A 20722-nucleotide genomic window follows, 5' to 3' on the forward strand; every position below is an offset into this window, starting at 1 on the left:
CGCATGTCACCCGCGCTCGCATTGGGGGTCGCGGCAGCACTCCTGGTGCTCGCCACGATCATCGGCGTGGTGCTGCGCCGGCGCGAAGGCCGACGCATCGACGGCGGCCCCCTCCGTTTCGATCCGGCCGACGCCGCGACCGAGCTCGCGCCCCACGCGACGCTGGTGCAGTTCAGCACTGAGATGTGCGCGCGCTGCCCCCAGGTGCGCCGCCTCCTCGGCGACTTCGCGGCCGGTCACGACGGACTCCGTCATGTGGAGGTCGATCTGACCCACCGTCCGGACCTCTCGGCGCGCTACAAGGTCCTGCAGACCCCGACGACCTTCGTCGTCGATGCATCCGGTGCCGTCCGCGCGCGATTCCACGGGGTTCCGCATCGTCACGCCCTCTCCGAGACCCTCGCCGCCATCTGAGGCGCAGAATGGAGCACCCATGAGCACTCCCGCAGGTATCGACCCGCGCGGCCCGCGCTTCGCCGCCACGATCACCGCTGTCCTCCTGCTGGCCGCGACGTTCCTGGCGCTCCTCGCGACCCCGTCCGCGTCACTCGTCGACCGTGTGCTCGACCCCGGGTTCCTGCCCACCGTGGTCATCGCGCTGATCTTCCTGTGGAGCGTGCTCTCGCCACGAACCGCCCCCTGGGGCGTGCTCTTCCGCGCAGTGGTCCGGCCGCGCCTCTCACCCCCGAGCGAACTCGAGGATCCGCGGCCTCCGCGGTTCTCCCAGGGGGTCGGCCTCTTCGTGGTGGGCATCGGCCTCATCCTGCATCTCATCGGCGTCCCGTGGGCGCTCCCGATCGCCACCGCCGCCGCCTTCATCGCCGCCTTCCTCAACGCGGCATTCGCGTTCTGCCTCGGCTGCCAGCTGTACCTGCTGCTGCAGCGAGCCGGGCTGATCGGGCGGACGGTGCCCGCGGCCTGAGCGCAGTTCCCCCGCGCGCGGGCGCTCGCTAGGCTGGCCACGAGTCGATGCCGCAGCCCCGCAGCTCGAGAACCGGAGGAATCATGCCCGTCACCAGCGAAGCCGCCAGCACCTGGACCGGATCGCTCATGGAGGGATCCGGTACCGTCGCGTTCTCCTCCTCGAACAGCGGCACGTTCCCGATCAACTGGAAGGCCCGGAGCGAGGGCAGCGACACCACCACCACTCCGGAGGAGCTGATCGCCGCGGCACACGCGTCCTGCTTCAGCATGGCGCTCTCGCACGCCCTCGCCGAGAACGGCACCCCGCCCGAGCGCATCAACACCACCGCTTCCGTGACCTTCAAGCCCGGCGTCGGCATCACGGGCAGTCACCTCAACGTGAACGCCACCGTCCCGAACCTGACCCCCGAGGCGTTCCAGGAGATCGCCAACGGAGCCAAGACCGGCTGCCCGGTGTCGCAGGCGCTCGCCGGCATCGAGATCACCCTCGAGGCGACGCTGGCCTGATCGGCCGCGCCGGGGTCAGCGGCGCGCGAGACGGATCGCCTCGCGGATGCTGGCCCTGGCATCCTTCCGTCGTCCGGCCGCATCCTGCACGACGCCCAGACGATAACGCGCACGCCAGTCGTCAACGGCCGCATCCGCCTCGGCAGAGTACCGGGCGATGAGCGGGTCGGCATCATCACGAGCGATTCTTCCGCTCGGAGTGAGCTCCGTCTCGACCGGCGGCATCCCGCCCTCCGCGTCGAGCAGGCGCCCGAGGCGATCCGCCCCGAACCCGAACATCATCTCCCGCACCAGCGCCCAGGCGCCGATCGGTGCGAGCACGAGCAGGGTGATACCCATGCCGATCGAGATCGGCGTGCCTACGGAGATGAACATCACGGCGAGCCAGATCGCGACGGCCAGATAGACCAACAGCGCCGCGGCCATCAAGGCGACGCCGATCCGCGACATCACGAGCGGATGCCGATATCGATCATGTGCTCGAGGCCGACGAACACACCGCTGGCCGTCGTGGCGAAGGGCACGGCGAGCCGGATCCCCGGCGCATACGCGAGCGCAGAGTCGGTCGTGTCGTGCGTGAACGTGAGCGACTCGCCCGGGCCGGAGAGGATGACCTCCTGCTTGGCGACGACTCCCGGACGCCGGAGCGAGTGGATCGGCACGCTTCCGACCTGCTGACCACGGGCGCGCTGGTCCGCATGCGGCGCGCTCACGGGCCCCTGCTCGGCACGGGCGGCGGCGATCAGTTCCGCCGTGCGCACCGCGGTACCGCTGGGTGAATCGATCTTGGTCTCACGGTGGGCTTCGATGATCTCCGCCGACCCGAAGAACGGTGCGGCCGCCGCGGCGAGGGCCGACCCGAGAACGGACCCCAGCGAGAAGTTCGGGATGAAAACGGCACCGGTGCCCGCCGCTTCGACCAGCGGACGCACGAGAGCGATCCGCTCCGCCGACCATCCGGACGTCGCCACGAGCACGTTGATGCCCCGCTCGACGGCACCCCGGACGACATCGATGCTGACCTGAGGCGTGGAGGCATCGACCACGAGGTCGGCGCCATCGAGCTCGGAGAGTTCGCTGGACGAGTTCAGCACTCGCCCCACCTCGAACCCGTCGAGCTCATCGATCACCCCTCGGATGATGGTGCCGAGCTTTCCGGTTCCGCCGACGAGGGCTACCTGCGTGGTCATGCGTCCAGTCTAGGGAGCGGGTACGACGGTCCGGCCGGGGCGCGCGGGGCCGTGGGGCAGGCGAGCGGCTCCGTCGTCCCCCTTCGTCCGCCGGCGTGGTAGCGTTCCGTGGTCGCGACGATCGTCAGGAGGTGAGACCCATGAACGCTGTATCCCCGATGGGTGCTCCCTCCCGGCACACGCCCCCGCGACTGCGGTGACCGCGGCGGGAGTCCCTTGACGCATTCCGCGAGAGGCACTTCCATGAACATCACCACCTCCCCCTCCCCGCACGAAGAGACCCCCGCACTCCGAGAACGCGCGCTCGTTCTCGGCGGCGCCGGATCAGCCGGCAATGCCTGGTTGATCGGCATCATCGCCGGGCTCGCCGACGCCGGGCTCGATGCGACGACGGCCGACCTCATCATCGGGACATCCGCCGGAGCGACGACCGCAGCTCAGATCACCGGCGCTCGTCCCGTAGCGCTGCTCGATCAGATCCTGTCTGCACCGTCCGGAGCTCCCCGATCACGCCCGACTGCGTCGCGCCCGACGAGCAGCGGTGCGAGTGCTGTGTCCGCGCAGCTGACGCGGACACAGCGGATCATCGACGCGTCCGACGGTCCCGCGGACATGCGCCGACGGATGGGCGCCGCCGCCATCGAACTCGCCGCGGCCTCACCGGAAGCGGGCCCGCGCTGGCGTGAGATCGTCGCCAGGCGCCTGCCCCGCCAGGAGTGGCCGGAACGGCACATGCTGCTCACCGCAGTCGACGCCGCCACGGGCGAGCCCGTGATGTTCGACCGCGACAGCGGAGTCGACCTCGTGGACGCGGTAGCTGCCAGCTGTGCGAGCGGGTTCGCCTACGGCATCGGCTCCGCGAGCTACATCGACGGCGGCTATCGGAGCAACGCGGACAACGCCGACCTGGCAGTCGGCTGCAGGAGAGTCCTGGTCCTGTCCCCGTTCGGTGGGGCGTCGCGGGTGCCTGCGGCATGGGGCACCCACTTGTCCGCACAGGTCGCCGACCTGCGCTCGCGCGGAAGCGTGGTCGAGACGCTGTTCCCCGACGAGGAGTCGCGGGCCGCGTTCGGCGACAACGTCATGGATCCGTCGACCCGAGCACCCGCCGCACGCTCCGGCTTCGCACAGGGGCGCTCGTCCGCAGCGACGCTCCTCGCGTTCTGGGACTGACTCAGACGAGCAGCGCGTCAGGGATGCCGGTGCGCAGCTCCACCGGAAGGTGACCCGTGTCGTTGTGCGTGAGGAGCGTCCACGGCCGCCCCTGCTTCTGGGCGATCACCGTCAGCCCGCAGTGCGACTGGTTGAGCGTCATCCACCGCCATTCGGGAGCCCCGAGCACCTCGCGGACGAACCACGAGATGACGAAGTTGTGGGTGATGAGCACCTCATGCACGTCACCGGTCTTGCGGACGAGGAACTCGTTGACCGCGTCCGACATCTGCGCGCGACCCGCCTCGATCTCCGCCTCGGTCACCGAACCGAAGAACGGCTCGAAGGCCGCGGGAGTCTCTTCCGTCATCCCGGTCGGCACACAGTCGAAGAGGAGCGCCGTCGGCTCGGGGTCGACCGAGGGCAGGCGCGCGGCGATCGCGCGTGCCGTCTCGTTCGCCCGCAGCAGCGGAGAATGCCAGACCGCGTCGAGCGGGAGTCCGGACAGCCGGTCGGCGATCAGTTCCGCCTGCCGCTGTCCTCGAGGCGAAAGGGGTCCGTCGGCCAGACCGTGCTCGGCATCCTGATGTTCACCGTGTCTGACCAGATATATGTAGTGCGTCACAACTCGCTCGCTTCATTGCCAGCATCCGCCGGGCGTCTCTTCCACCCTATGTCACGGGTGCGACGATGCTCAGTTGCCTGCCCGGGTGAGCTCGGCGACTTGACTGCGCGACAGCGATACGCCGGCGCCCTGCATGAGCTCGTCGACGTGATCGGTCGCGAACGTGTTCACGATCGGCGCCGCGATCGTGCGCTGCGCGAGCAGCCACGCCACCGAGACGGCGGCGACGGGTACCGCCAGCTCTTCCGCCACCTGATCCAGCGCACGCAAGATCTTGGTCCCCCGCCGATTGAGGTGCCCGCGCAGCTGCTCGCCGCGCACACCGCGAGAGGTCAGCGCCTTGTTGCGGTGACGACCGGACAGGAAACCGTGCTCGAGCGCATGCGACGGCGTCACGGCGAGGTTCTGCGCCCCGGCGACGAGTCGCAGATCCCCCTCGAACGGCTGACGGCGGATGAGGTTGTACGGCGCGTCGATCACCTGGATGCGCGGGTACCCCGCCGACGCGAGGATGCGCGCCTCGACGAGACGCTCCGGAGCGAAGCCGAAGGCTCCGAGCGCACCGATCTTGCCCGCTTCGGTCAGCCATTCGACGGTCGCGAGGGTGTCTTCGAGGTTGGTCGTCGCGTCGAGCGTGGCATCGAGGTAGAGCACGTCGATGCGTTCGACGCCGAGTCTCGTCAGGGACCCCTCGACAGCCCGGACGAGGTTCACCGAGCCCAGACCGGGGTTGTCGGCGTGCGCACCGATGCGCACGCTCAGCAGCGCCCGCTCGCGGCGACCACGTGAACGCAGCCACTGCCCGATGATGTGCTCGCTGCGCCCTCCGGAGAAGCCGTCGGCCGTGTGGATGGCGTTGCCGCCGAACTCCACATAGCGATCGAGGATGCCGTGGCTCGTCTCGAGATCGACGTTCCAGCCGAACTCCGCAGCCCCCAACATGAGTGGGAACGTCTCGTAGCCGGTCTCACCGAGGGAGACGCGGATGGTCTCCCCTATTCCGGGTCCGACGATCGGAATGGGAGCGGACGGGTGCTCCGTCCCCTCCTCCTGGGCGCGTTCTGCGGACGCTCCTGCGCCTACGCTGAACAACCGCATACTCTCTCACCCCCGCGTCGATCGGTGCGTTCCGACCTGCGTACCTGCTGACTGTGCACCCCCCGGTGCGTACTTCGAGGGTAAGCGACATCTCCGAACGTCCTGACCATTCCGGGGAACGGCGCGGAAACGTCCGATAACGATTCGATCACACCGAAGGCGACGAAGCCCGGGCCCCTCCTGTGCGGAAGGACCCGGGCTCCGGTTCGAGCGAGGTGCTACTCCGCGGCGGCGTCCTCTGCAGGAGCCGCGTCCGCAGCCGGAGCGTCGTCGAGCACGGGCTCGAGCGACAGCTTGCCGCGGTCGTCGATCTTCGTGATCTTCACGAGGATCTTCTGGCCGACCGAGAGCACGTCATCGACGTTCTCGACGCGCTTGCCACCGGCGAGCTTGCGAACCTCGGTGACGTGCAGGAGCCCGTCCTTGCCCGGGAGCAGCGAGACGAACGCACCGAAGGTGGCGATCTTCACGACGGTGCCGAGGAACTGCTCCCCGACCTCCGGGTTGGTGGGGTTGGCGATCGCGTTGACCTGGGCACGGGCGGCCTCGGCCGAGGGGCCGTCCGTCGCGCCGATGTAGACGGTGCCGTCCTCCTCGATGGAGATCTGCGCGCCGGTCTCGTCCTGGATCGCGTTGATCGTCTTGCCCTTCGGGCCGATCAGCTCGCCGATCTTGTCGACCGGGATCTGCACGCTGATGACGCGCGGCGCGGTGGGCGCCATCTCGTCGGGAGCGTCGATCGCCGCGTTCAGGACGTTGAGGATCGTCAGACGAGCCTCACGAGCCTGGGTCAAGGCGCCGGCGAGCACCGACGACGGGATGCCGTCGAGCTTCGTGTCGAGCTGGATCGCGGTGACGAACTCGCTGGTGCCGGCGACCTTGAAGTCCATGTCGCCGAGTGCGTCCTCCGCACCCAGGATGTCGGTCAGCGCCGCGTAGCGGGTCTCGCCGTCGACCTCGTCGGAGACGAGGCCCATCGCGATACCGGCGACAGGAGCGCGCAGCGGCACACCCGCGTTCAGCAGCGACAGGGTCGACGCGCAGACGGAACCCATCGAGGTGGAGCCGTTGGAGCTGAGCGCCTCGGACACCTGACGGATCGCGTACGGGAACTCCTCGCGGCTCGGCAGCACCGGCACGAGGGCGCGCTCGGCCAGGAAGCCGTGCCCGATCTCGCGACGCTTCGGCGAACCGACACGGCCGGTCTCACCGGTCGAGTAGGGCGGGAAGTTGTAGTGGTGCATGTAGCGCTTGCTCGTCGTGGGCGACAGCGAGTCGATCTGCTGCTCCATCTTGAGCATGTTCAGCGTGGTGATGCCCAGGATCTGGGTCTCGCCGCGCTGGAAGATCGCGGAACCGTGCACGCGCGGGATGACCTGCACCTCGGCGTCGAGCGGACGGATGTCCGCCAGACCGCGACCGTCGATGCGAGCGCCCTCGGTGAGGATGCGGCCGCGGACGATCTTCTTCGTGACCGACTTGTACGCCGCGGAGAACTCGAGCGGAGCCGCAGCCGGGAGCGAGCCCGCCTCGGTGGCTTCGATCAGCTCTGCCTTGACGCGGTCCTTGATCGCGTCGTCGGCGGTCTGACGCTCGACCTTGTCGGCGATCTGGTAGACATCGCTGAGCTCGGCGAACGCACGCTCGGAGACGAAGCTGTAGACCTCGTCGCTGTACGCGGGGAAGACGGGGTAGACGCCCGGCTCCTTCGACGCGGTCGCGGCGAGCTCGGCCTGGGCCTTCACCAGCTGTGCGATGAACGGCTTCGAGGCCTCGAGACCCTGGGCCACGATCTCTTCGTTCGGCTTGGTGGCGCCGGCCTTGATCAGGTTCCAGCTGCCCTCGGTGGCCTCGGCCTCGACCATCATGATCGCGACGTCTTCCGAGCCATCGGCCTTCGTGACGACGCGACCGGCGACGATCAGGTCGAACACGGCCTCCGAGACCTGCTCGGCGGTCGGGAACGCGACCCACTGGTCGGCGTGCTCGCCGTGACCGGGGATGAACGCGAGGCGCACACCGGCGACGGGGCCCGAGAACGGCAGACCCGAGATCTGGGTCGACGCGGATGCCGCGTTGATCGCGAGGGCGTCGTAGAACTCGCCCGGAGCGATCGAGAGGACGGTGATGACGATCTGGACCTCGTTGCGGAGACCGTCGACGAACGACGGACGCAGCGGACGGTCGATCAGACGGCAGACCAGGATCGCCTCGGTGGAGGGGCGACCCTCGCGACGGAAGAACGAGCCGGGGATCTTGCCGGCGGCGTAGGAGCGCTCCTCGACGTCGACCGTCAGCGGGAAGAAGTCGAAGCCCTCGCGCGGGTGCTTGCCTGCGCTGGTGGCCGAGAGGAGCATGGTCTCGCCGTCGAGGTACGCGGCGACGGCGCCCTGAGCCTGCTGCGCGAGGCGGCCGGTCTCGAAGCGGATGGTACGGGTGCCGAAGCGGCCGTTGTCGAGAACGGCCTCGGTGGCGGTGATTTCAGGACCTTCCAAGAGGTCTCTCCTTCTTTGTTTAGACTCGCGAATCCGTGTGACGCGCGAGCGTGTTCAAAGGAGCGGAACGGAAGGGTTCGGGCGCGCGGGCATTCCCGCGAATGTCGCCTGCGCTGGCCACCAGTAGAAAGCCACCCGACCTATGCCGAGGAACCCACCACAGGGGACCAGCTTCTCCGCCGATCGCTCCATGAGTCGATGTGAAGTTGTGCGGTTGACACAGATCAACCTCATCCACCCTACCAGCGTGCACTCCGAAATCCGCGTCTGCGCATGCGCACCGACCGGACACGCGTCGGCCACGACCCGTTCACCGACCGGATGCCGGGCGGCGAACGACGTGCGCTGTGCTGGGCCGATGCGCATGTCAGTGATCGGCTGCGGGTACCTCGGTGCCGTGCACGCCGCAGCCATGGCCTCGATCGGACACGACGTGATGGGCATCGACGTCGATGAGCAGAAGGTCGCCTCGCTCGCGGCCGGGACCGCGCCGTTCTTCGAGCCCCGCCTCTCCGAGCTGCTCGCCGAGGGGATGGCATCCGGACGCCTCCGCTTCAGCACACGGATGGAGGACGCGTCCGGCTCGGACGTGCACTTCCTCGCCGTGGGCACGCCGCAGGCTCCCGGAGGCCACGCCGCCGACCTGCGGTACGTGGATGCGGCGCTGGATGCCCTACTACCCCATCTGCGACCGGGCGACGTCGTCGCCGGCAAGTCCACCGTGCCCGTCGGCACCGCAGCCCTGTTGTCGGCGCGACTCGTCGGCAGCGGGGCGACCCTGGTGTGGAACCCCGAGTTCCTGCGGGAGGGCTGGGCCGTGCACGACACCCTCACCCCGGATCGCCTCGTGGTCGGGGCGGACTTGGATGAGGCCGGAGAGCGGGCCGTCGGCGTGCTCCGCGAGGTGTACGACGCCGCCGTGGTCGCGGGCACCCCGTTCCTGGTGACCGACCTCGCCACGGCCGAGCTCGTGAAGGGCGCCGCCAACGCCTTCCTGGCCACCAAGATCTCGTTCATCAACGCGATGGCCGAGATCGCGGAGGCCGCGGGAGCAGACGTCAACCTGCTCGCGGACGCCCTGGGACACGACACCCGGATCGGCCGACGCTACCTCGGTGCCGGCATCGGCTTCGGCGGCGGGTGCCTGCCGAAGGACATCCGCGCGTTCACCGCCCGGGCGGAGGAGCTCGGACGCGGCGAAGCGGTCGGTTTCCTCCGAGAGGTCGACACGATCAACCTGCGCCGTCGCGACCGCGCCGTGCAGCTCGTGGTCGACGCGCTCGGCGGCCTCGTCTTCGGGCGGCGGATCGCGGTGCTCGGTGCGGCGTTCAAGCCGTTCAGTGATGACATCCGCGACTCTCCGGCCCTGGACGTCGCCGTGCGCCTGCGCGGACTCGGGGCAGATGTCGTCGTGACCGACCCCGCCGCGATCGACAACGCCGCCGCCGCGCACCCGCAGCTCGGGTATGCGCGCGACCGGGACGACGCTCTGCGTGACGCCGACGCGGTCGTGATCGTGACCGAGTGGGACGAATACCGTCGCGACCTCTCCCCCGTGCACGCCGGCGGACTGGTCCGGGGACGGATCGTCGTCGACGGCCGCAACTGCCTCGACGCCGCCGCCTGGCGCGCCGCCGGCTGGCAGTACCACGGCATGGGGCGCCGCTGATCGCGGCGGCTTCCGCCACCGGTCAGTGGACGAAGGCTCCCCGTGCGGCGGAGGAGCGGCCGAGGTACACGTAGTCGTCGTGCTTCGCGGTGCGCCCATCACCCGCGGCACGCCCGTGCAGCCGCCGCCAGATCCACGGCAGCGCATGACGCCGCCACCACACTCCCGCACCGATCGGCTCGTGCTCGTGCAGTGCGGCATCCAGCGCTCCGAGCGCGTCGGCATCGGGGACTCCGAGGATCTCGCCTGCACGGTAGGCGAGGAACCGATGCCCCCTGCTGCTGAGGTGCACGAGGTCCTCGCCCCAGTTCGGCCGGTCGCCCAACTCGAGGTGCAGATCGGTGTCGATGAGGATCGCCCCGGTCCGCGCGGCGATGCCGGCGAGCGCGGTGGCGAATGCGGCGAAACGCCGCGCGTAGATGGAGGCTGCTCTCCGTCCGGGGAGGAACGGCGTCACCAGCAGCACATCGGCCCCGATCCCGCGCAGCCGACGCACCGCTTCCTCCAGCTCGACGGCGAGCGCAGGCACGTCGACCCGCCGCTTCACGAGGTCGTTGGCCCCGATGAGGATCGAGACGAGGTCGGGTCGGAGCGCGAGTGCGCGATCCACCTGCAGACCGGACACGTCGCGGACGCGCTTGGAGCGGACGGCGAGATTCGCGTACTGCAGCCCTCCGCGCGCGGCCAGGAGCAGGGCGAGACGATCCGCCCATCCACGCAGCGCGCCATCTGGGGCGGGGTCGCACAGTCCCTCGGTGAGCGAGTCTCCCAACGCGACATAACGCTGCCACCGTCGAGAGGTGAGCGCGATCGGGGGCACCGGGCGCACCAGACGACGCACACGCGCTCCGGCATCCGCACGGTGCAGGGATCGCGCGTCGTCGAAGTGCTGCAAGAGCTGGTCGCACACACTCTCCCAGCTGCGCCCCTGCACGGCCTCGCGACCGGCGTCGCCGAACGCGCCGCGCTTGCGTGCGTCGCCAGCGAGGTCCGCGACGCGCATGCGCAGGTCATCGAGGTCACCCGGCCGGTACAGCCACCCGTCGATCCCCATGCGCACGAGGTCGAGGGGACCGCCGCGTCCCGTCGCGACGACGGGGATCCCGCTCGCGTGCGCCTCCTGCAGGGTCTGTCCGAACGTGTCGCTCTCCCCCGGGTGCACGAACAGGTCGAACGAGGCGACAGCAGCGGCGAGCGCCATCCCGTCCAGGTGACCGAGGAACAGCGCGTCCGGGAGCATTGCCTCGAGCCGTGCCCTGCTCGGACCGTCACCGACGATGACCAGGCGCGTTCCGGGGATGCCGCGCAGCACCGCGAGATCTTCGACCTGCTTCTCCGGGGCGAGGCGTCCGACATACCCGATGACGACCTCCGCCTCCCAGGAGCCTCGCAGTGCGGGGTCGCGGCGCGAGGGGTGGAAGCGCTCGGCATCGACGCCTCTTCCCCAGCGTCGGACCCGATCGACGCCGAGACCGGCGAGCTGCTGGGCGGACTCCGCGGAGGGCGCGAGGGTCATCGTGGCGCGCCGGTGCAGCCGGGCGATGTGTGTCTGGGCGAGACCTGTCGTCGCTGCGACCCGGTAGCGCTCCGTGTACGCCGCGACGTCGGTCTGGTACGCGGCGACGGATGCGACATCGAGCCGATCGGCCGCCAGGACTCCCCGCCACCCGAGGGCGAACGGCGAGGCCAGGTGCACGACGTCGGGCTGGAACCGCTGCAGCGCGGCGGCGACGCGGCGAGCGCTCGACGTCCCCACCCGCACGTTCCGGTAGCCGGGGAGCGCGAGGCTCGGAATGGCTTCGACGCGCGCGCCACCGACCTCCTCGGGGATACCTGCCGCGGCGGGCGCGATGACGTGGGCGTCGTGTCCCGTGCGTTCCAGATGCCGCAGGATCTGCAGCACCGACCCGGTGACGCCGTTCATGTGCGGAAGGAAGGATTCCGTGACGATCGCTACTCTCACAGCCTCAGGATGACGCCGCTGCGGACGCCCGATCCCCGCAAACGCCTCCCGGCACCAGATGTTCACCGGATGCTGGACGGCAGGTCACCGGCTATCCGGTCTTTGGTTCCCGTTCACCGCCGGACGGCACAGTGAGCGACGTGCCGACGGATCTGCTGACCGAATCGCTCACCGGCCCCTGGAGCCTGGTGCTCATGAGTGCGCTGGTGATCGGCGACGCCTTCTTCGTGGTCCTGCCCGGCGAGATCGCCGTGACTGCACTCGGCGCCCTCGCCGTCAGCACGGGAGCGCCACCGCTGTGGGCCGTGGTCGTCTGCGCCGCCCTCGCCGCCGCGGTCGGCGACGCCTGCTGTTACCTGATCGGTCGTGTGGTCGGCACCGAACGCTGGCGGTGGATGCGCGCGCCGCGTGTGCAGCAGGCACTCGGCTGGGCGAGACGCCGCCTGGACGGCGGCACGGCGACCGTGCTCTTCACCGCCCGGTTCGTGCCGTTCGCCCGCCTGGCGATCAACCTGGTCGCGGGAGCGTCACGCATCCATCCCCCGCGCTACCTCGCCCTCGTCGCGATCGCCGCGACAGGATGGGCGCTGTATCAGGCCGCGGTGGGTGCCGCCATCGCCGCCATCGTCCCCGGCGGCCCCCTCGTCGCGGTGCCCGTGTCGATCGTCTTCGCGATCGGTCTCGGTGCGCTGATCGACCGCATCACCCGACGCGCGAAAGGGTGATCCGCCGGGCGCGGTGCTCTAGGCTCGGGGCATGAGCACCGAAGAAGGCGCCACCTCCTCCTCCGAGGAGATGAAGCGCAAGTTCAAGGAAGCGCTCGAGAAGAAGAACGCGCACCACCGGCAGGGCGAGGCACACCTCGACGGCGATTCCGCCGTGCACAGTGCGAACGCCCCGCAGACGCGGCGCGAGTTCCGACGCAAGAGCGGTTGACCGCGCGGGTGCGGGAGCCCGGTTCACCGGACTCCCGCACCCCACTTCTCCGCTCGTCAGACGCGGTCTGCGCGCAGACGCGCCCGCTCCTCCTTCGCCGCCATCTCGGTCACTGCGGCTTCCCGCAGCTCCTGCACGTCGACCGCCTGCGGGGCGTCGGCATCCGCGTGCCCGTGCGCGTCCACGCCGTCGAGGAGCGACTCGTCGAACGGCAGCTCCCCGCTCAGCACCCGCCGCACGCGCTCCTTGTCGATCTGCTTCGTCCACGTGCCGATCAGCAGCGTCGCCACCGCATTCCCGGTGAAGTTCGTGAGGGCTCGTCCCTCCGACATGAAGCGATCGATCCCCACGATCACGCCGACGCCGTCGACGAGGTCGGGCCGGTACGCCTGGAGACCGCCGGCGAGCGTGGCGAGTCCCGCTCCGGTGACGCCGGCAGCGCCCTTGCTCGCGATGATCATGAACACCAGCAGACCGATCTGCTCACCGATCGTCATCGGCTGACCCATCCCGGTCGCGATGAACAACGACGCCATGGTCAGGTAGATCGCCGTGCCGTCGAGGTTGAACGAGTACCCGGTGGGCACGGTGATCCCGACGACCGGCTTCGAGACCCCGACATACTCCATCTTCGCGATCAGCCGCGGCAGCGCGGACTCCGACGACGACGTGCCGACGATGAGCAGGTACTCCCTGGCCAGGTACTTCATGAGCGCGAAGATGTTCACCCGTGTGACCGCCCACAGCAGGGTTCCCAACACCGCGACGATGAACAGGATGCACGTGATGTAGAACGCGACCATCAGGGTTCCGAGGCTCCAGATCGCCGCGACACCCGTCTTGCCCACCACGGCGGCGATCGCCCCGAACGCGCCGATCGGCGCCAGCCACAGGATCATCCCGAGGATGCGGAACACCAGCTTCTGCAGCTGCTTGACCGCCTCCATGATGGGAGCGCCGCGCTCGCCGAGGCCCTGCAGGGCGAAGCCGACCAGCAGGGCGATGAAGAGCACCTGCAGCACGCTCTCGCCCGTGAAGGCGGAGAAGAACGTCGTGGGGATGATGCCGAGCACGAAGTCCTGGGTGGTCTTCGCCTCCGCATCGACCACCTCATAGGTCGATGCCGCCATGTCGAGCCCGGACCCCGGGTGGATGATGTTGCCCACGACCAGTCCGATCGCCAGCGCGAACGTCGACATGACCATGAAGTACAGCAGCGCCAGGCCGCCGATCTTGCCGACCGTCGCCGCCTTGGCGATGGACCCCACCCCCACCACGATCGTGCAGAAGATGATCGGCGCGATCATCATCTTGATCAGGGCCACGAATCCCTTGCCGAGCACCTCGAACCCTTGCCCGACCTCCGGCCAGACGAGGCCGACGACCGCGCCCAGCACGACCGCGATCAGCACGGACACGTACAGCCACGTGTGCCGGTCCCACGATTGCTTGCCTCGCCGCCAGTGGAACTTCGGCAGTGAGAATCCCGTTGTGAGCGCCATGTGTCCTCCTCGATCATCGACGTCTGCGTCTCGGGCGGCTACGGTGCCGCCGATCGGAATCCACGGTCGCCGACTTCACCCATCGGGACGAGTTGTGGTCGTATTGGTCACGGACACATCGACGTCGACGATCGGAGGAACGCGATGGCGCGCACCTCCCGTGGACGCAGCACCGCATCGCGCGTGTTCCTCGTCCTGCTCGTCACCGCGCTGGTCGTCGGCGTCCTGGTCGCGGTCTTCCTCGTGGTGGAGGCACAGCGCTCGATCCGTGCGGAGGCCGAACGGGTGACCGCCGCGACCGCAGCCTCGTTCGCCGCCTCCCCGCTCGTCGTCGCCGGTCTGAGCTCGACCGACGACCAGCAGGCGACGGACGTGCTCGAGCCCTACGCCATGCAGGTGATCGACGATGCCGGGCTCGACTTCATCACGATCATGACCACGGACGGCATCAGGATCACGCATCCCGACCTGACGCAGATCGGCGAGCACTACCTCGGGACGATCCCTGCGACCCCGCGCACGCTCACCGAGGAGTTCACCGGAACGCTCGGTCCCTCCGTGCGGACCATCGTCCCCGTGACCGCGTCCGACGGCAGACTGATCGGCTGGGTCTCGGCCGGCGTCACCACCGAGTCCATCACCGACACCCTGATCCGCAGGCTCCCCCTCACCCTGGGCATCACCATCGGTCTGGTCGCGCTGGGAGCAGCCGGCGCCGTGATCGCCCGACGGGTGACCCGTCGCATCACCGGCGATCTGCCGCCGGGACAGCTGAGGGACGCCGTCTCGTCGTACGAGTCGATCCGCACCCTGGGCGACGCGCTGCGTGCGCAGACCCACGAGCACGGCAACCGGATGCATGCGGCCGTCGCACTGCTGGAGCTCGATCGTCGCGACGAGGCGATCGAGATCCTTACCGAGACCTCGCGCCAGAGCCAGTCGCTCGTCGACCAGGTCACGGCACGCCGACACGGCGATCCAGCCGTCGGAGCACTGCTGCTCGGCAAGGCCTCGCAGGCGAAGGAACGCGGCATCGACTGGCGCGTGCACATCGAACCGGAGACCCCGCGGACGCCGCTCTCCCCCGTCGACGCCGTGTCCGTGCTCGGCAACCTCATCGACAACGCGATGGACGCCGCCGCCGAGTCGGACGACCGCTGGGTGCAGGTGTCGCTGCGCCCCGGCGACCAGGACAGCATCGTGCTGGACATCTCCGACAGCGGTCCGGGCATCGCACCCGAACTGCGCGAGCGGATCTTCGACCAGGGTTACTCCACGAAACCCGCCGGTGCGGAGGGACGCGGCGTGGGTCTCGCGCTCGTGCACTCCGTGGTCACCGGCGCCGGAGGTACGGTCACGGTGACCGGCGAACCCACCACGTTCCGGGTCGTCCTCCCCGCGGCGGGATCCCGGAGGTCACAGCCGTGATCCGCACGCTGATCGTCGACGACGATGCCCTCACCCTCGAACTGCACCGCGACTACCTCGCCCGCCTCGACGGATTCACCGTCGCCGGCGAATGCACCGGCGCGCGCGCCGCAGTCAGCGCTGTGCTGGAGCGCCCCGGCGTCGATGCCTTCGACCTCGTGCTCCTCGACATCACCATGCCGGACGGGTCGGGAATCGACGTGCTGCGCGCCCTGCGCACCCGGTCGGCGACGCTGGATGTGATCGCCATCACGGGCGTGCGCGATGCCGACACCGTGCGCCAGATGGCAGCGCTCGGCGTCTACCAGTACCTCGTCAAGCCGTTCCCCTTCGCGGTGTTCCGCGAACGCATGGAGCAGTATCGGACGCATCGCGAGCAGGCGCGGAACACAGCCGGGGAAGCGACTCAGGCGGAGATCGATGCGCTCCTGGGCCGGACCACCGGCGCGATCGCACTCCCCAAGGGCCTCTCCGCCGCCTCTCTCGACCGGGTGAGCGCTGCGTTGCGTGCAGGCGGACCGCTGTCGGCGAGCGAGACGGCCGAGCGGCTCGGGATGTCCCGCGTGGCGGTGCGGCGTTATCTCGAGCACCTCGTCACCGAGGGGGTGCTCACCCGCGCCGCCCGGTACGGCACCCGCGGCCGTCCGGAGACCGAGTACGACTGGAAGCACCGCTCCGAGCGCGACCTCTGAGCGTCAGCGCGGAAGCCGACCGTCGTAGAGGATCGCGTCCGGATCGAACCGGGCACGCAGCTCACGGAGCCGAGCGATGTCCTCGACGGAACCGCAGCGGTCGAGCGTCTGTCCCGGCTCGAGGAACGTCGTCACGGTCTGCGGTGCCTCGGCGTGTGCGAGCAACTCGCGGAACGCCTGCATGCTGGCGTCCCCGGGCTCGCTCGGAACCCCGGGGATCACCGGCACGAGAGCGTGCAGCAACCAGCCCGCCGACTCCACAGAGGCGAGACCGGCGCGTCGCGGTGCATCGAGAGCACCGCCGAGCAGACGGATGTCGATGCCCATGAGCGGCCAGTGCGCGGGCTCCTCGCGGAATGCGAGCAGCGCATCGATCGTGGCGTCGTCGAGGGCGGTGAGCGCCATGGAGGCTCCGCGCCCGGGCGTCGGATCGGTCGGTTCGTTCGACGCGGCAGCGAGCGCCGCGGGCGATGTCGGGCCGACGATCTCGCGCTGCACGGTCCCGGCACGACGGACCCGATCGATCAGGGCGTCGTGCGACCCGTCGGTGGAGAGCGCCTGCACGGTGAGGAAGCTGCGCCCGCGGATCGCCTCGGGAAGCTCGGGCGCATCCGGCATGCGCATCGAGTTGAGGAAGATGTTCAGGGTCGAGGGCGCATCGACGGCGAGATCGCGCACCGCTCGGACGACGGCGGGCGCATCGGCGACATCGAAGGTGAGGTTCGCTCCCCAGATGTCCGGAGCGGGAACCAGGTCGAGTTCGAGCGCGGTGACGACGCCGACGATGCCACCCGCGCCGCGCAGAGCCCACATCAGCTCGGGATCCGTCTCGTCGTCGACCCGCTCGTGCGTGCCGTCGGTGCGCAGCACCCACGCGGCACGCAGGTTGTCGGAGCCGAGTCCCGCCGTGCGGCTGAACCAGGAGTGGCCGCCGCCGAGCGTGTAACCGGCGACGCTGACGACCGGGCTCGTACCCGCGGGGGCCGCCCAACCGGAGCCTTCGAGTGCCTCGACGACGGCACCCCAACGCACCCCGGAACCGACCCGCGCGACGCCCTGTTCGAGGTCGACATCGAGCTCGTCGAACGCAGTCATCCGCACCAGCACGGCCCGCGACAGGGCGTCGGATGCGCCGTGCCCGCTCGGCTGGACGGCGAGGCGGACACCCGACTCGCGCGCGGCCACGAGGAGGGCACGAAGGTCGTCGACGTCGGCGGGAACAGCCACCGCGACCGGGTGCTGCTCGATCGCGAGGTTCCACGGCATGCGTGCCGCGTCGTACCCGACGTCGTCGGGCAGGAGAAGGGTGCCGGTCAGCCGATTCTGGAGCGCGATGAGCGCAGCGTGTGTGGGCATGACGTCACCGTACGATGCCCCTCGGACATTGTCGATGGCGTCATGCCGCACTCACTCGCCGGCGAGGCCACCCAGCATGTGACCGAACGAGCGTCCCTCGCCCAGGTAGGTGGCGGGGTCGAACGGGTCGACCACCACCGCGGCGTCGCGACGTGCGATCGCGTCTGCGAGCTCCTTCGCGCCCTTCTCGACGCGCTTGGCCAGCGGAGCGACGTCGTCGCCGGACCCACCCCAGTCGCTCGACGCCGCGAACACGCCGGTCGACACCGCCTCCGCATGCAGATAGGCGAACAGCGGGCGGATCGCGTAGTCGATCGCCAGGGAGTGGCGCGCAGTACCCGCATTCGCTCCGATGAGCACCGGCTTGCCGGTGAGCGCATCGGGGTCGAGCACGTCGATGAACGATTTGAACAACCCCGAGTAGCTCGTCGAGAAGATCGGCGTCACCGCGATGAGGGCATCGGCCGAGACGACCGTGTTGATCGCGGTCTCCAGCGCCGGCGGCGCGAAGCCGGTCAGCATGTTGTTCGTGATGTCGTGCGCGTAGTCGCGCAGCTCGATCACGTCGACGCTCGCCTCGATGTCGTGGGCGGCGAGCGCCCTCACGGTCTCTGCGGCGAGCCGGTCGGCCAGCATCCGCGTCGAGGACGGGTTCGACAGGCCGGCCGAGACGACGGCGATGCGACGCGTGGTCATCTCACGCCTCCTTCCGACCGAGGCCGAATGCCGCACCCGCCGGGGCGGGAGTGTCCTGATACGGCGAGTCGCCGGTCAGGTTGTCGCCACGGTTCGCGCCGGGGCGTGCCTGCCGCGTGGGCCCGTCGCCGAACTCCGCCTTCACACGTGCGGCGTGGGTGGGCGCATCCGGCACAGAGGCCGGACGATTCGTGGCGAGCTCCTTGCGCAGCACCGGCACCACCTCGGAGCCGAGGATGTCCAGCTGCTCCAGGACCGTCTTCAGCGGAAGGCCCGCGTGGTCGATGAGGAAGAGCTGCCGCTGGTAGTCGCCGTAGTGCTCGCGCATCGCCGCGTAGCGATCGATCACCTGCTGCGGCGACCCCACCGTGAGCGGGGTCATCTCGGAGAAGTCCTCCATGCTCGGACCGTGGCCGTAGACGGGCGCGTTGTCGAAGTACGGACGGAACTGGTCAACGGCATCCTGCGACTTCGCCGCCATGAACACCTGACCGCCGAGACCGACGATGGCCTGCTCCCTCGTGCCGTGGCCGTAGTGCTCGAAGCGCTGCCGGTAGAGCTCGATGAGGCGCTGGTAGTGCTCCTTGGGCCAGAAGATGTTGTTGGCGAAGAAGCCGTCTCCGTAGTAGGCGGCCTGCTCGGCGATCTCGGGCGTACGGATGGACCCGTGCCACACGAACGGCGCGATGCCGTCGAGAGGACGCGGCGTCGAGGTGAAGCCCTGCAGCGGGGTACGGAACTTGCCCTCCCAGTCCACGACGTCTTCGCGCCACAGCTTGTGCAGCAGCGCGTAGTTCTCGATCGCGAGCGGAAGGCCCTGGCGGATGTCCTGGCCGAACCACGGGTAGACGGGACCCGTGTTGCCGCGACCGAGCATGAGGTCCATGCGACCGTCGGACACGTGCTGCAGCATCGCGTACTCCTCGGCGATGCGGACAGGGTCGTTCGTGGTGATGAGCGTCGTGGAGGTCGAGACGATCAGTCGTTCGGTCTGCGCGGCGAGGGCGGCGAGGAACGTCGTGGGGCTGGAGGACCAGAAGGGCGGGTTGTGGTGCTCGCCGATAGCGAAGACGTCGAGCCCGACCTCTTCGGCGTGCACGGCGATCGCCATGGTCGCCTTGATGCGCTCCTGCTCGCTGGGGGTGATGCCCGTGGTGGGATCGCGGGTGATGTCGCTGACCGACATGATGCCGAACTGCATCGCCTGCGCGCCTGACTGCTCGCTCATGATTGCTCCGTGTTCTCCGAACCGGATGACTCGCATCCGTTTCTATTCATTTGAATGTATCTGTGTCAACGCGCCCAGGGCAACTTTATTCCCGGCCTGTAGCCTCGGAGGATGAGCAGTGCCGGCGCCGACATCTCAGGGACCCCCACCGGATCGGTTCCCCGCAAGCGGAGGCGCGTGCCGTTCTGGGACAACGCGCGATACGTCTGCATCGTGCTGGTGGTGCTCGGCCACGCGATCCAGCGCCTCATCTACGACTCCGACATCGCCTTCGCGTTCTACCTCGCCCTGTACGCGTTCCACATGCCGGCGTTCGCGATCATCTCGGGCTACTTCTCGAAGTCCGGGTCCCCGACCAAGACGCAGATGGCCAGGGTGATCACCGACATCATCCTCCCCTACGTGATCTTCGAGACGCTGTGGACCCTCACCAAGTGGCTCGTGGAGGGTCAGGCCGACCCGAACATCACCAAGCCGAGCTGGACGCTGTGGTTCCTGCTCGCTCTGGGCATCTTCCGCCTCGTGCTCCCCTACCTGGCGCTGCTGCGCTGGCCGCTGCTGTGGACGATCGTGATCTCGGTCGGCGTGGGGTATCTGCCCAACGTCGACAGCACGTTCTCTCTCTCCCGCACTCTCGGGCTGCTGCCGTTCTTCACCCTGGGTTGGTGGCTGCGCGAACGCGACATCGTCGACCGGTTCAGGCTCCTGGATTTCCGCCCATGGTGGGTGCGCGCCGGCGCGGTCGCGATCCTCGCCGGCACCGGCTGGGCGGCGTGGAACTGGCTCCCCGTCTGGCAGGCGGCGGATCTCCGGCACTGGCTGTTCTACGAGGACTCCTATGCCGACCTCGGCGGCGAGCAGTGGTGGGCGGGCGGCATCCGCATCGTCCTGATGCTGCTCGCGGTGGTGCTGAGCGCCGCCTTCTTCGCCCTCATCCCCCGCCGCGCCCAGTGGTGGACGACATTCGGTCAATACACGATGTACGTGTTCCTGCTGCACTCGTTCGTGCTGTACCCGTTCCGCGAGAGCGGCATCCTGCGCGACCTGGAACCGACGTGGATCTGGCTGCCGCTCGTCACCGTCCTCTCGGTGGCGATCGCCCTGGCGCTGGCCACGAAACCGGTGCGGTGGCTCTTCCGCCCCCTCGTCGAACCGCGTCCCGGCTGGCTGTTCGCCGATCCTGAGCTCGCATCCAAGGAGGGGCGCCGGAACGATCCGACGGGGTCGCGGCGTCCTCGCTAGAAGCATGCGGATAGCCTCG

The 20722-nt window shown here is 69.2% G+C and carries 20 protein-coding genes; 10 read left to right on the plus strand and 10 right to left on the minus strand.

Going from position 1 to position 20722, the window contains the following annotated elements:
- Nucleotides 1-3: 3 nt before the first annotated feature.
- The 3 genes from WFM69_RS08035 to WFM69_RS08045 all read left to right on the plus strand — a co-directional run bounded on the left by WFM69_RS08035 (nucleotide 4) and on the right by WFM69_RS08045 (nucleotide 1431).
- A complete protein-coding gene (locus tag WFM69_RS08035; RefSeq protein WP_337003428.1) occupies nucleotides 4-414 on the plus strand; it encodes a TlpA family protein disulfide reductase in 411 nt (136 codons plus the stop codon).
- A gap of 19 nt (nucleotides 415-433) precedes the next feature.
- Nucleotides 434-922, plus strand: a complete 489-nt coding sequence (locus WFM69_RS08040; RefSeq protein ID WP_337003430.1) for a DUF4395 domain-containing protein — start codon at nucleotides 434-436, stop codon at nucleotides 920-922.
- Between the two features lie 83 nt (nucleotides 923-1005).
- Nucleotides 1006-1431 (plus strand): OsmC family peroxiredoxin, encoded by a 426-nt coding sequence (locus WFM69_RS08045; RefSeq protein ID WP_337003432.1) that lies wholly within the window; start codon nucleotides 1006-1008, stop codon nucleotides 1429-1431.
- Between the two features lie 15 nt (nucleotides 1432-1446).
- On the opposite strand, the gene WFM69_RS08050 is transcribed toward WFM69_RS08045, so the two are convergent.
- Together WFM69_RS08050 and dapB are read right to left on the minus strand one after the other, a co-directional pair.
- Nucleotides 1447-1881: a hypothetical protein gene (locus tag WFM69_RS08050; RefSeq protein WP_337003434.1), complete on the minus strand. Its 435-nt coding sequence runs from the start codon at nucleotides 1879-1881 to the stop codon at nucleotides 1447-1449.
- Nucleotides 1881-2621, minus strand: a complete 741-nt coding sequence (gene dapB, locus WFM69_RS08055; protein ID WP_337003436.1) for a 4-hydroxy-tetrahydrodipicolinate reductase — start codon at nucleotides 2619-2621, stop codon at nucleotides 1881-1883. Before dapB ends, WFM69_RS08050 begins: the two co-directional genes overlap by 1 nt.
- Before the next feature lie 243 nt (nucleotides 2622-2864).
- On the opposite strand from dapB, the gene WFM69_RS08060 reads away from it, so the two are divergent.
- A complete protein-coding gene (locus WFM69_RS08060) occupies nucleotides 2865-3794 on the plus strand; it encodes a patatin-like phospholipase family protein (RefSeq protein WP_337003438.1) in 930 nt (309 codons plus the stop codon).
- 1 nt (nucleotide 3795) lies between these two features.
- Here the strand turns inward: WFM69_RS08060 and WFM69_RS08065 are convergent, their stop codons facing one another.
- From WFM69_RS08065 to WFM69_RS08075, 3 genes are all read right to left on the minus strand, one after another.
- Nucleotides 3796-4398 carry a histidine phosphatase family protein gene (locus WFM69_RS08065; protein ID WP_337003440.1) on the minus strand — a complete coding sequence of 201 codons (603 nt, stop codon included), beginning with the start codon at nucleotides 4396-4398 and terminating at the stop codon, nucleotides 3796-3798.
- A gap of 69 nt (nucleotides 4399-4467) precedes the next feature.
- A complete protein-coding gene (locus WFM69_RS08070) occupies nucleotides 4468-5496 on the minus strand; it encodes an aldo/keto reductase (RefSeq protein WP_337003442.1) in 1029 nt (342 codons plus the stop codon).
- Nucleotides 5497-5714: 218 nt separating this feature from the next.
- A complete protein-coding gene (locus WFM69_RS08075; RefSeq protein ID WP_337003444.1) occupies nucleotides 5715-7991 on the minus strand; it encodes a polyribonucleotide nucleotidyltransferase in 2277 nt (758 codons plus the stop codon).
- Between the two features lie 358 nt (nucleotides 7992-8349).
- On the opposite strand from WFM69_RS08075, the gene WFM69_RS08080 reads away from it, so the two are divergent.
- Nucleotides 8350-9660, plus strand: coding sequence for a UDP-glucose dehydrogenase family protein (locus tag WFM69_RS08080; RefSeq protein WP_337003446.1), 1311 nt, complete (start codon nucleotides 8350-8352; stop codon nucleotides 9658-9660).
- 22 nt (nucleotides 9661-9682) lie between these two features.
- Here the strand turns inward: WFM69_RS08080 and WFM69_RS08085 are convergent, their stop codons facing one another.
- Nucleotides 9683-11584, minus strand: a complete 1902-nt coding sequence (locus tag WFM69_RS08085; RefSeq protein WP_337003448.1) for a GDSL-type esterase/lipase family protein — start codon at nucleotides 11582-11584, stop codon at nucleotides 9683-9685.
- A gap of 179 nt (nucleotides 11585-11763) precedes the next feature.
- Between WFM69_RS08085 and WFM69_RS08090 the strand changes: the two genes are divergently transcribed.
- A complete protein-coding gene (locus WFM69_RS08090) occupies nucleotides 11764-12348 on the plus strand; it encodes a DedA family protein (RefSeq protein WP_337003450.1) in 585 nt (194 codons plus the stop codon).
- A 31-nt stretch (nucleotides 12349-12379) separates the two neighbouring features.
- Nucleotides 12380-12559, plus strand: a complete 180-nt coding sequence (locus WFM69_RS08095) for a DUF5302 domain-containing protein (RefSeq protein WP_337003452.1) — start codon at nucleotides 12380-12382, stop codon at nucleotides 12557-12559.
- 56 nt (nucleotides 12560-12615) lie between these two features.
- Here the strand turns inward: WFM69_RS08095 and WFM69_RS08100 are convergent, their stop codons facing one another.
- Entirely contained in the window at nucleotides 12616-14061 is a 1446-nt protein-coding gene (locus WFM69_RS08100) for a cation:dicarboxylate symporter family transporter (protein ID WP_337003454.1), read from the minus strand.
- Between the two features lie 144 nt (nucleotides 14062-14205).
- On the opposite strand from WFM69_RS08100, the gene WFM69_RS08105 reads away from it, so the two are divergent.
- Nucleotides 14206-15489, plus strand: coding sequence for a sensor histidine kinase (locus WFM69_RS08105; protein WP_337003456.1), 1284 nt, complete (start codon nucleotides 14206-14208; stop codon nucleotides 15487-15489).
- Nucleotides 15486-16181 (plus strand): response regulator, encoded by a 696-nt coding sequence (locus WFM69_RS08110; RefSeq protein ID WP_337003458.1) that lies wholly within the window; start codon nucleotides 15486-15488, stop codon nucleotides 16179-16181. Before WFM69_RS08105 ends, WFM69_RS08110 begins: the two co-directional genes overlap by 4 nt.
- Nucleotides 16182-16184: 3 nt before the next feature.
- Here WFM69_RS08110 and WFM69_RS08115 read toward each other — a convergent pair whose 3' ends face one another.
- From WFM69_RS08115 to WFM69_RS08125, 3 genes are read right to left on the minus strand one after another with little or no spacing between them, the layout of a single operon-like run.
- Nucleotides 16185-17537, minus strand: coding sequence for an FAD-binding oxidoreductase (locus WFM69_RS08115; protein WP_337003460.1), 1353 nt, complete (start codon nucleotides 17535-17537; stop codon nucleotides 16185-16187).
- A 51-nt stretch (nucleotides 17538-17588) separates the two neighbouring features.
- Entirely contained in the window at nucleotides 17589-18233 is a 645-nt protein-coding gene (locus WFM69_RS08120; protein ID WP_337003462.1) for an FMN reductase, read from the minus strand.
- A 1-nt stretch (nucleotide 18234) separates the two neighbouring features.
- Nucleotides 18235-19461: an LLM class flavin-dependent oxidoreductase gene (locus WFM69_RS08125; RefSeq protein WP_337003464.1), complete on the minus strand. Its 1227-nt coding sequence runs from the start codon at nucleotides 19459-19461 to the stop codon at nucleotides 18235-18237.
- 111 nt (nucleotides 19462-19572) lie between these two features.
- Here WFM69_RS08125 and WFM69_RS08130 point away from each other — a divergent pair, with 111 nt between their 5' ends.
- Nucleotides 19573-20703, plus strand: a complete 1131-nt coding sequence (locus WFM69_RS08130) for an acyltransferase family protein (protein WP_337003466.1) — start codon at nucleotides 19573-19575, stop codon at nucleotides 20701-20703.
- Nucleotides 20704-20722: the final 19 nt, after the last annotated feature.

The organism is Microbacterium sp. LB12 (genome assembly GCF_037150835.1).
GTDB lineage: Bacteria > Actinomycetota > Actinomycetes > Actinomycetales > Microbacteriaceae > Microbacterium.